The organism is Paenibacillus silvestris (assembly GCF_009882985.1).
Taxonomy (GTDB): domain Bacteria; phylum Bacillota; class Bacilli; order Paenibacillales; family NBRC-103111; genus Paenibacillus_E; species Paenibacillus_E silvestris.
Map to the genome: position 1 here is coordinate 1 of NZ_WTUZ01000032.1, position 12,364 is coordinate 12,364.

Below are 12,364 nucleotides of genomic sequence, written 5' to 3' on the forward strand. Positions count from 1 at the left end.
CTGTAGGACTCCCGAAACGAATCTCGATGGTACCTCCGGGGCCATTGCCCGCAACTCTGGCGGAGAATGAAGCTGCGCCACTTCCGAAATCAACATTGTTGTAAACCGTGTAGTCGTTATTATCAATTGAGGTTAGATCATAACCTGTGCCTTTATCTGAGGCGCTCTCAAGTTGGATGCCTGAATGACCGTCATAGTTCTCTGCTTCAATCTGGTTGAATGCAGATTGACTATTTCCGCGCACGAATGTAATCCGCGAATCCGTAAATGGATTCAGTAGTTGATTGCCGTACCGGATCACAGGAACCGTACCGCTCGGGGAATCAATCTGAGCGGATACAAGCTGCCCATTCGCCCATTTCATGCTGAGTTCGTACCCGCCTCTCGCTTTCACACCCGTTATTTCACCACTCGTCCAGGCTGAGGGCAGAGAAGGAAGAAGTTCAATTTCTCCGGTATGACTTTGTACAAACAATTCTGGATAATACGCGTTTTTTAATTGCCATTCGTTCACCGAACTATCTCTTGGATAAATGGTTGCAAGGGCGGCGGCTTTATTCCCATCATTAAGTCGTGCCCACATGTACCCGCTATCCGGGTGATATCCGCCTGAACCGCGCATGTTTAGCGATACTTTAGCAGCGGCAAATAAATCAGGCGTGCCTCTCTTTGTGATCTGATCCAGAAAACCAACGCCGATGAGATGGGAAGCATGGCGATGACTTGGATCTACGTTCGCGTAATCATTATTCCATTCTTTAATTTGACCGCTAGTTCCAAGTTGATAAGGAAGCAGCTTTGGCAAAGCCGTTCGAATACGATTCAATAAATCAACATCCGCAGGAGAATCTGTTTCCAATATGCTCCCCGCTTCAAGGACATTTTCAAACAGTTCCCGTATGACCGTCATATCGATTGTCGAGCCTTGGCTCACGGCAATTTTTGTTCCATCTGACAATACATACTTCGTTTCTGGAGAAGTAGAAGGTGATGTCACGAGATAACCATCCTTATTTGCTACAAGTAAATCCAAAGCAAATTCCGCTGAACCTTTCATGAGAGGAAACGCCGTGTCACGAAGAAAGGTTTTGTCCAGCGTGAACCGATAATGATCATATACATTAAACATGAGCCACATGCCGCCAGTTGGGTAGATCGCCCACTCATTATCATTGGCGCCAAGTGCTGTTTTTGCCCACACATCGGATGCATGCGGTACCACCCACCCGTCAAAGCCGAAATCGGATTGTGCAGTTTTCGCCCCATTGATAGACAAGTTTTTAATATACTTCCACAGCGGATCTCCATTCTCAGCAAGATTCCCTGTCTCAATCAATGCATACATCTTCTCTACATTTTCATTAAAGTAATGCGCTCCATTGGAGCGAGGACTCCACATGTAATTCCACATTCCCTGCTGATTATGCGGTCGGTCAAATGTATTCGCTCTGGAAGTGCAAATGGAAACATAACGCGCATATTGATAGGAGAGCACATTAGCTCTGGCATCGCCTGTGTTTCCGTTCACTTCCGTCCATAACCTGCGGAACAAGCTCTGATAATCAATCTGGTGGGCACTCAGGAGCTGGTCATAGGTTTTGGCAAACGCCGCGTTCATAATCCCCGTTACGATTGGAGTAGGATTGTTGCCGCCTTGGCTTGGATTCGGATTCGTAAACGGATCCTTGTAGCTTGTCGCATCGGCATATAAGAGTTCAATGACCGAAGCGCCTGAGATGTTCAAATTGCCTCCGGTAGCTGTGATCGTTCCTCCTGTCGTTCTGGCACGAAGACGAGCATCGAACGTCATACCTCTCCCGTCTGCCCACAGGGTGGCTGGGTACTGAGAGTAAGCGTAAGGGGCTGTTCCTGTCATTTGGATCTCGTTGCCCGATGAAGAGACGGTTCCATGTCCGTTCATTTCATTCGGCAATGTCATCTTGGCCGTCATACTCATCGGCAGTCCGCCGTCATTGGTCATACGGACAACCATAACACGATCCGGGTAGCTCGCAAATACTTCGCGCTTATAAGTCGTGTTACCCACTTTATACGTAGTAGTCACAGCAGCTTTATCCAAATGAAGTTCTCGATTGTAATTCGTATATCCCGTCGTACTCGGGACATCCAAGACAATATTGCCGATGGGCAGAAAGTTAGCCATATACGCATATCCCCACATCCCCTTGGCTGCCGTTTCAGCTTGTTTTAATTTCTGCTCGCGATACGTTACTGTTGTTGCTGTATCTGCTTCTGCCAGCAGGCTTCTTGCACTATTTAGAGCTGTTTTGCGGCTTGGATTATAATTGTTGAAGGGTTCGCCGGAATGAAACGTTTTGTCATTGAGTTGCAGAATTTCAGTCGCAACACCTCCTGAAACTTTGGCGCCAAAGAAACCATTTCCGACAGGTGCTCCGGTGAAATCTGTCCCGCTGGCTGGCGTTGTCCAATTGATTTTCAAATCATCCCAATTGCCTGTTTTCTGAACAGGCAGTGTCGTACTCCCTACATTAGCATGAGCTTGATTCGATGCCCCGACTGAGATCAAGCTTGCTACAAGAAGAGAACTAACCATTACGCTTATTAAACCTGCTTTTACTTTCTTCATAACATCTCCTCCTAGATTTTCTTTGAAGCAACCTGAAGCAAATAAACGATCCACCCCACTTGTGTAAGCCCTTACATTCACCTCCTTGCCTCAACTTATTCCATCTATTTTTTCATGTAAACATCAAAAAAGGGTGATTTCTATAAAACCATCTGTAGATTCTTTATATATAAGCATTTTTCACATAAACTTGAGCTCTCATCACTTTAATTGGCTTTCACAATCTTCCACTGCTGATGTGTACTCCCATCCCAACTTGAAAGCCTGCTTACATACACCGGAGGGGTGAATTCCCCCTTAAAGTTTCCACTGCTCGTTAGGACTAAACCATTAGCCCGATTCGTAATTTTATAAAATCCGTCTCCCAGATCCGTCAATTGCCACTGTTGATTCTGGCTGCCTGCCCACGTTGTTTCTTTCGTATTCGTGCCTGGTGTCGCCCCGGCACTTGCACCGTCCAGTGCCAGACCGTTTGTCCGGTTAAGAATTTGATAATATCCTGTACCGAGATCAACGAACTTCCATTGAGAATCATTACTGCTGTTCCACACATTTTCCCTCACATTCCAACCAGAAGCCACACTCCCTCCGCCATCGAGCACCAAATCTGTCGTGCGATTCGCAAGTTTGAAGTACGCGTTAGAATCCAAAGATATTTTGAGCGAGGTAATCATATCGTTATTGCCAGAGTTGATAAGATTGCTATTGTTGCTTACAAAGGTCCAAGAAGTCCCGCTGAAATTGTCATCTGCGTAGGCAGTTACCTTGTAACCAGAGGGTACCTTGATGGAGGAAATGTTATTATCTGGAATTCTTGCTGCTTGCAAATTTAATTTGGTATAGGTGCCCAAAGAGAGAGGAATTTGATTTCCCATATATTGCGTATGCTTGTAAAAAGTTGGACCCGACACCTGATGCAAATCTGGAATATTCCCTGTAAACGTTAGTTTTACCACATAGGCGCTTGCAGTGAATGGCTTGCTTGCCGGCATCGTAATTTTCAAACCTTCCTGATTTTGTACTCTGTTTGGCAAATTCACATAGGTACCGGCCGTATCTCCAAGCAATTGCACACTTGAAAGCGAATTCAAATTAATCTGATTCGAATTAAGCGTGCTTATGTTCAAATTGGCGCCATTCCCTGGCCATCCCAGAACGATGGCATATAACGTGTTGTTGTTTTTGTTTCGAGTGAAACGAATGTCTGTTTCCGTCCCAACAATGGGCTTTGAATGAAGTGCTCCGCCAAGCTGTGTTGGACCTTCGCCATACTTCGTCCAAGCACGAGTCGAGTAAATGCTTTCTCCGTACCTTTTCAACCAATCCCCCATCCCAAGCAAAATATTTTTTTGCTCTTGTGGAATGGTTCCGTCTGCCATCGGTGCAATATTAAGCAGCAAGTTGCCATTTTTGCTTACACGATCGATGAGTGAGTGCAGCAACGCAGGAGCTGAATAGTAGCTCATGCCAGGCGTATAGCTCCAACCGCCGACGCTGTCGTCCGTTAACCAGTAATTAGAAGTTAACTCTGCTGGGCCTCCTCTTTCATAGTCGACAACTTCACCTTTCAAGTTGAATCCGCCGCTGGTTTTGTAGGTTGCGACAACCTCTTTGCCCCAATCAATCGCTTTGTTATAGTAGTACGATAAGAACTTGAGCCGCTCTGCTTCATCAATCTTCGTCAAGGCAAAATCCTGCCAAACAATATCAGGCTGATAATTATCGATAACTTCTTTCAGTTTATCGTACCACAGTTGATCTTCCTGCGTTTTCGGCAGTTGACCGTACAATTTCATCAAACTTGGGTCGGATTGTGCAGGAGCGTATTGAAAGTAACCGTTACTGTTATAAGCATGATGCAGAGCTGTCAACAGCTTCAAATTCTTGCTGCGGATTGCAGTTGCAAAGGTTCCGAGGAGATCTAGGTGGGGTCCCTTATCCACCGAATTCCATTCATTGACAGAACTATCCCACATTGAATAACCATCGTGATGTTCAGCAACAGGACCAGCAAACTTGGCCCCCGCGTCAACGAACAATTGCGCCCACTCATTAGGATCAAATTGACCTCCTGCTGATTTCAATTTGGGGGCGAACTCCACCCAATTTCCATTCTTATCCTGTGCACCATTTATAAAATTGTGATACGGCCACGTAGCAGGAGATCCATACACACTAACATGATGGTTGTACTCTTTACCATTTTGCACGTACATATTGCGAGGATACCATTCACTTCCAAAGGCAGGGACGCTGAACACACCCCAATGATAGTAAATGCCAAACTTAGCATCTTGAAACCATTCCGGGGCAGCCTTATGCTGATCCACAGATTCCCATGTAGGCTGATAAGTGGTTGCTGCATGAGCTCCGAATGGCGCGAGTAAACTGCAGGATAATACAATTGAGGCTGATACGGCCAATACCTTCATAAATGGCTTCATCCATACATCTCCCTTATATTAGAATTGCGTTCGCTGCGAATCAACACACTTTGACAACTTGGCTAGACATACGATTAATAGGCTTATTTCATTAATGCTTCGTTGTAAACGGACTGGCCGGAAGTCCCGCCTGATTGAACAGGTTAGGATTTTGTGGCACTCTACTGTACGCATACCGCACATACACTGGGGATGGAACGGAAGCGGATGTTACTTCGACGGTATTGTTTGAAAGATTGATTACGGCTGTAGCCGATTTAAAGATCCCGTCCGAACCCGCAATTTCGAATTCTCGCAGAGCGCCGCCGCTCGTATGTCCATATATGTCCTTGACTATGAGGCCGCCGCCGAGTGAGTTTGCTTCAAATTCAACGCTCATTTTGTTTCCGTTTACGGTGGCGTTCTTGAATAACGGGCCTGTGAACACAACCGAGGACTGGCCCAGTATCATGTTCTTTGCCATGAATGACATTCGCTTTCCAATAATATCTTTGCCAGGTGGATGAACGTCGGTAGTTATTCCGGAATCGGTATCCAACGTAACGACCATCCCGATTTGAGATGGATTCGTTATACGCTTCAACGTAAGACGTTGAGCTTCACGCACAGCCATGAAATCCACTCTGCTATGACGTGCCAACTGCGTGTAGAAGAAGGGCAAGGATGCTTGGCTCCATTGGTTCCGCCAATCATTAATTAACTTAGGGAATGCCTCATTGTACATGGCTTCTCGCTCTTGCTGATAGTCACTCTCCCCTTGATACCACAACACACCGGCTATATTATACTTGGTTAACGGGGCTATATGGTTATTATAAATAGTTCCGTTATTTGCCGTGTAATTCGGCGAGTTGTTCTCTGGTGCGCTGCGAATCCAGCGCGTTATTTCAGTGCCGCCCCAGGCAGTGGATATAAGCCCGACGGGGACATTTGGATTTGCTTGCAGCATTTGTTCAGCAAAAAATAGTCCTATTTGAGAAAAGTTCTTGTTATTATTCTCGGATAAGCTTAACCACGAGCTGCTGCTGTCTCTAAAAGGCACATTGAAACGAGCTTCGCTGGCATCGATTTGAGCTAGCTGGAAGTGTTTAATCATTGGGTTGGTTGGAAGGGGGGGAATGTATGACTTAAACAAGGAATTGGTATAACTCCACTCCATGTTGGACTGCCCTGCAAGCACGAATACATCGCCCACATAAACGCTGGAAATCGTCTTCGAATAGCCTCGCCCTTGAATGGTAAGCGTGTATGGCCCTCCTGCAGGCAGCGGGGATAATGAAGTCGTCCAATTCCCGCCTGCGTCAACCACTGTGTTTTGTTGTGACACGGAACTTCCATTTGTCAAGCTAACGGTAAGTGTTGTTCCAGCAACTCCTTTTCCCCAAATAACATGGTTATTGTTGCGCTGCAGCACCATATCAGTCGTGAAGAAATTAGGCAGTGTGATCCCTGTTTCACCATTGGGAACCAAGATGACTTGAAGATTGGAGTTATTCCCGTTATCTACGGTTGACTGAATAAATTGGGTTGCACTCGTTGTCGATGCGCCCGGTATACGGAGCTCCTTTCCGCTATTACGGTTCAAGACCTGATATAGGCCTCTGCCGAGGTCAGCCAACAGCCATTCATCATCAGCCGTATCCCCTGCTGTGTAGGATTTTTGGACAATTTTGGCTCCATCAGACGTAGAACCCCCCTCAACTGCAATCGATTTGCCGCTGCTTCGGTTAATAATCTTGACATAGCCTCCGTCTAATTTAACTACGTTCCATAGCTGATTAGGCGAGCCTACAAAAGGATATTGAATAATCCGCGCGCCATCGCTCCAACTGCTTCCCGCCACATCCATCACCATCCCTGAATGAGCGACAACAAATTTATAAGTCGGAGCAGGCACTTGTTTGATCATAAATTTCTGTGTATCGCTAGGTGCAATATCCAATTGACTAAGCACAGTCCCAGCCATTTGACTCGCCGCTGGAATATTAAGCGATTTCCCGCTGTTTCGGTTAATCAGCCGATAATACCCTGCTCCCTCGTCTGTCAGCAACCACTCATCATTTGCCATACTCCCGGATGTGTACGTATTTTGAACAACTGTGGCATTATTCGAAATGGCAGCGTTTTTAACGCTTAACGCTTTGCCGCTGTTCTTGTTGATAATTTTATAGTAATTGCCATCCAGATTCGTGATTTGCCATTTCGCTTCGTCCATGCTGGCATCCGATCCTTGAATCACCGAAGAGCCTTCCAAGGTATTGTTTGCTCCTGATACGCCTACGGCAAAGCCGCTTGATTTGGCAATAATCGTGTAGGTCTCTCCAGAGATAATGCCAGCCGTGGCGGCGCTCGCATGATTCGCTGTCACGAACAGTGAGGAAACCAATGTACATAACAAACTTGCCGCAATACTGGCTGCAAACATGGTACTTTTCTTTTTCCTGACTTCTGCCATAAATTACTTCCTCCATTTCTATTATGACACGAGAATGAATTGGCATTTACAAGCAAGCCGAGCAGAAGATTTATTGAGAGGTTCGTTCTTCTGTTTTTTTTACCTTCTTCTTAACCTCACCTCCTCATTCTTCTAAGAAGTAACCTGATGCATAGGATTTAGACACATAATGTAAGCCCTTACAATCACCTCCCTGCCCCAACATAGTCCATCTGTCATTTCGCGTAAACATCAAAAGCGAGAGATTTCTATAAAACCTTCAGCAAATTCTTAATAAATAAGCACTTTTTCGATAAATTTTAAGCTGCTATTAAAAACCAACAGGAAAAGGCTGCCAATTTGCTATCATTGGCAGCCTTCTTCGTTTTTACAGTGGTCATAATTGCAGCTGGGCTTGGCGTGGAGCCAAGCTACTGCAGCCGGGTTTTCAGGAGAATTGAAGGGGATCACTATCGGAGTATGCAGAGATTATGCTTGGAGAATCTTTCTAAGCCAATAAACAGACCGAACTGCTGATACCTGGTTTGCTCATCTGCTCCGTTATATGAACAAGCACGGATAGCGTAATCACCTTCTTTCCTTTCAAGTCAACCTCTCGCAACGGAATTTCCAATGAAGTCGGTTCAACGAGCGATGCCGCCAATAACAATTCCGTATCCGCATAGATTTCAACATCACCTTGGATTTCATTAAAATGAAGGCTTGCGCTGGACCTAATCTGACTGGACAAGAACAACTGACTCCGAAACACAACGTACCCTCTTATTCCTCTCAGCATATTCAAGGCACCATAACTGACGTCTACCTTTTCCCATGTGTTCATATCTGTCGGATCCATGATCATGAGGGGATCAGGCCTTACGATGTAAGGCTCCTGCGTGACATGCCAGTCATTCACATAGGTTTCCTTGACAGAAGCAATGTGAGAGGGCTCGGCTGCTTCTTTCACCGGAATAACCCACGTCATTGGTGCCAAGCCATCCGCTTCCGCGAGCAACACAATGGGGTCAGAACCGGGGATGCTCTGCACAATGAGTTGGCAGCAGCCGGCAAATAAACTTCTTGCTTGGGCAGCATCGGGCTCGTGACAATTTGGATCACCGTTGCCAACGCCCAGTATTTTACCAGAACCAATCAGTGTGAACGTCACAAACCGGCTATCTGTAGGAACAAAGCGCTGCTGAGCATCGATCGCGTACATATTAATGACAATGGCATCCTTCCCGTCACCATCGAGATAGGGTTTCTGCGCTTCCAGTCGGAGTGAAGTGGTTTCTCCAGTTGTTACAACTTCCGTTACCTTCACAAGTTTACCGTTGTTGTAGCCTTCCATGCGAACGATGCCTGGCTCATAAGGAACTTCCCACTCCAATTGCTTGTATAGATCAACATGCTCTCTACTTATAAATTGGCCATTCACATATAAACTGACTTCTTCGCAGTTGGTGTGCGTCATCACCTTAATCGGCTGCCCTTCACGACCCCGCCAGTTCCAATGCGGCAACATATGGAGAATCGGTTCATTGAGCCAAAAAGCTTGATACAAATAGTACGCGTCTTTGGGAAAGCCACAGGTATCCATAATGCCGAAATGTGTGTTGATGCTGGGCCATTCATAGGGTGTCGGCTCTCCCCGATAATCAAAGCCCGTCCAAACAAACGTCCCCATAACGAAATCACGAGCAGCTACAGCTTGCCAAGCTTCGCGCACCGTAGCTCCCCACGGCGCCTTCTCTCGATCGTAACTGTCAAATACTTGCTTGATCGAATCATTCGCATAGTTGCCACGCGTCGAAAACGCGCTCACGGTCTCCGAACCGATGATCGGCTGCGCTGGATGCTTCGCTTTAAATTTATCATAGCTCGTATGCATATAATTGAACCCTGTGATCTCCAGAATATCTGCTGTTCCCTCGTCCTCCATCACCCCACCGTTCAAAGCCCCAAGGATCGGACGAGTCGGATCCAAACGCTTGACTGTCCGCATCATGCGTTTAACCATCCTGCGGCCAACTGGTGTTCCTTGATGCAGCTCTTCATTAAACAGACTATAGAAAACCACACAGGGGTGATTGCGGTCGCGGGTGACCATATTTTCAAGTTGCAGCAGACCTTCTCTGGAAGACTCAAAATTGCGGTTTTCATCCATCACAAGCATGCCCAAACGATCGCATATGTCCAGCAGTTCGGGTGTCGGATTGTGATGCGCCGCACGATAGGCGTTGCTGCCCATCTCCTTAAGTCGCCTGATCCGGTATTCCTGCAGCACGTCAGGAAGTGCTACGCCAACACCGGCATGATCTTGATGGTTGCATGTTCCCTTTAATTTCAAAGGCTGCTCATTCAGAAAGAACCCTTGATCGGGACAAATACGAATCGTTCGGTAGCCAAAAGAAGTCACCACAGTGTCGTAATGCTGTCTATCTATCGTCAGAACCGAATTCACTTGATAAAGATGAGGCGTATCAATATCCCATAAAGCAGGGTTAGACACGTCCAACTGCTGAACGATCGTATTTTTGCTGCCTGCGGCACAGCTACTCTCGATGCTGGCTTTCTGAACCACTTCATTCTTTTCATTTTGAATATAAGTCGTTAACGTAAAGCTCAAATCGTGCTCCATGTCATTGCTGACGATCGTTTCGATATGCGTCTGCCAGATTCTATCATTGATTTTCTCCGGTCTGACCCAGACTCCTCGCTCTGCAATGTGCAGCGGCATTGTTGTCGTTAACCAGACATGACGATAAATACCTGCCCCCTCGTACCACCACCCCTCAGCTTCAGTAGCATCTACGCGGATGGCGAGTACGTTGGGACGATCACCGTAATAAGCCCGATCTGAGATATCTACTGTAAAACTGGTATACGCGCTAAAGTTTCTTTCTAATAAGCTTCCGTTCAAATAAACCGAAGCTCCGGTTGCGATGCCGTCGAACTCCAGCATCAGATGCTTTCCCTGATCTTCAGCAGCCAATCTGAATTTCTTACGATACCAGCCAATGCCACGCGGCTTAAAACCGAAATTGGGCACACCATTTTCCCGGTCGAATGGCTGTTGATACGACCAATCATGCGGAAGCTGCACGGTCTGCCAAGTCGCATCGTTCCACTCCATGCCAGCGGGTCCAACGACGCCTCCCGCTTTGGCCTTGCCATAAATGCTGTTATGCGATTTATTGACTGGAACATTAACTTCACCTAGATGAAACAGCCAGTCCTTATCCATGCTCAATCGTTGACGCACATCATTCATTCCTTTCCTCTAGGCTATACTAGCAGTGAACAGTAAGCCCGTCATAAGCTACACAAATCCCATAAGGTTCAAATATACATTCCCAATCTTCATGCAAAAGTGCGGAATTATGGGTGAAGTGTGTGACATAGATTCGCCCAGCCTCATTAAGGATTCGCTCCTTAACGAATATATCGTGTACTTCCAGGATCGTATCCGCGTTCATATGGTAGCTCTTCTGTTGTATTCCTGTCTTTTCATGCGTGCAGTCAAGTATCGCCATATCGACCTTCTTGCCTCTAAGCCATGCCCAAGTGTCTTCTGGAAACCATCCCGTATCATTGCCATAGAGCAGGGTTTTTCCATCTTTCTCCACGAAGTACAGCAGACATGTTTCCATTGGGTCGTGATCAGCAGGAAGTGGCGTAACCCATGCCGATCCCACAGCTGTCTTCTGAAAAGGTTTCATTCGATTAAATCGAATTCGGGCACCTTCGAATTTCCCGAGAGCCTGCCGGGCGTGGTACATAACAAGATCGTTGCCATGGATCCAGAGCGGGTGCTCAATCCCATGAGCAAAGCCTTCGATTCGGCTTGTCAAATCTCCCGGATAAAAATGATCGTAATGCGTATGGGTCACAAGCAAATGCTCCATCCGACCCATGTCTATTTGATCGCGAAGAGCCTGCATTTGTGAATCCGCAGAATAATCGAACTTCAACGTATCGTCGACGATTACGGAAGCTCTCGTACGAATGTTTTTCCCACCAAGCTTTCGAGCAACGAGGCACGCCTCACAACTGCAAAATACGTTCGGAAAACCTTCAGACGCAGCTGTCCCAAGAAAATGAATTTTCATCGTTGCCTTTCACACTCCTTAGTACTTTGGGGATGTTGCTTATTTTATAGATCAAATCGTCGCACCTCCTTGTCCCAACATATTTCATCTGTTTTTTCATGTAAACATCAAAAAAAAGCGATTTCTATAAAAACCATCAATAAATTCTTCACAAATAAGCACTTTGCGAAAATTCAAGCTAATCATTACATAACAAAGGGGTGCCACAAGGGGCACCCTTATAATCAAACCAAGATTATTACTGCAATTTGACCAGTCTCCACTTCTGACTTGCCGCACCGTTCGCCGTCTTAATAACCACCTTATATTCCGTGCCGCTTAGAAGCGTATCTAACGGTTTGTTGCTTTGGACACCAACAATGGAGTAGGTGCCATCCGCATTAGCGTTAAATTTCCACCTTTTGTTCGGTGAGCCGTCATAAGGCCATATAATGGTATAGGAGTTATCCACCGTATTGGCTCCAGATACATCCAACGCTTTGCCGCTTTGAACACCAAGGAGCCTGAACGTGCCATCGCCATTGTCGCTAACATTCCATTGCTCGCTTGCAGCGCCATTATCTGGTGACACAATGACTGGTGTCCCGTTCGCGGTTGCATTTCCTTTCACGTCCATGGCAGGGTTACCGCTTCCTGCATTAATGAGTTTATACACGCCTCCAACCATAGCAGACTGGCTAAATTGGAACCAGTTTAGATGAAAGAGCGGACCGCCAGTTCCTTTGTATACGAGGTATACATTCTTCACTCCCGTGGCGCCAGT

6 protein-coding genes are annotated in these 12,364 nt (G+C 46.3%); all 6 read right to left on the bottom strand.

Annotated features, from left to right (window positions below):
- The coding region (locus GQF01_RS26470) for a glycosyl hydrolase family 95 catalytic domain-containing protein (protein WP_161409970.1) at positions 1-2,608 on the bottom strand (2,608 nt) is incomplete at its 3' end.
- 206 nt (positions 2,609-2,814) lie between these two features.
- A complete protein-coding gene (locus GQF01_RS26475) occupies positions 2,815-5,052 on the bottom strand; it encodes an alpha-L-fucosidase (protein ID WP_161409971.1) in 2,238 nt (745 codons plus the stop codon).
- 91 nt (positions 5,053-5,143) lie between these two features.
- Positions 5,144-7,507, bottom strand: a complete 2,364-nt coding sequence (locus tag GQF01_RS26480; protein WP_161409972.1) for an RICIN domain-containing protein — start codon at positions 7,505-7,507, stop codon at positions 5,144-5,146.
- 487 nt (positions 7,508-7,994) lie between these two features.
- Positions 7,995-10,754 (bottom strand): beta-galactosidase GalA, encoded by a 2,760-nt coding sequence (gene galA, locus GQF01_RS26485; RefSeq protein WP_328803545.1) that lies wholly within the window; start codon positions 10,752-10,754, stop codon positions 7,995-7,997.
- A 28-nt stretch (positions 10,755-10,782) separates the two neighbouring features.
- Complete coding sequence (locus GQF01_RS26490; protein WP_161409974.1) at positions 10,783-11,601, bottom strand: MBL fold metallo-hydrolase; 819 nt, start codon at positions 11,599-11,601, stop codon at positions 10,783-10,785.
- Between the two features lie 238 nt (positions 11,602-11,839).
- Positions 11,840-12,364 (bottom strand): RICIN domain-containing protein (locus GQF01_RS26495; protein WP_202556732.1); only part of this gene is annotated, 525 nt, incomplete at its 5' end.

Bases quoted from the DNA above. Each gene is read 5' to 3' on its own strand.
- GQF01_RS26475 (WP_161409971.1), bottom strand. From the start codon at position 5,052: ATGAAGCCATTTATGAAGGTATTGGCCGTATCAGCCTCAATTGTATTA.
- GQF01_RS26480 (WP_161409972.1), bottom strand. From the start codon at position 7,507: ATGGCAGAAGTCAGGAAAAAGAAAAGTACCATGTTTGCAGCCAGTATT.
- GQF01_RS26490 (WP_161409974.1), bottom strand. From the start codon at position 11,601: ATGAAAATTCATTTTCTTGGGACAGCTGCGTCTGAAGGTTTTCCGAAC.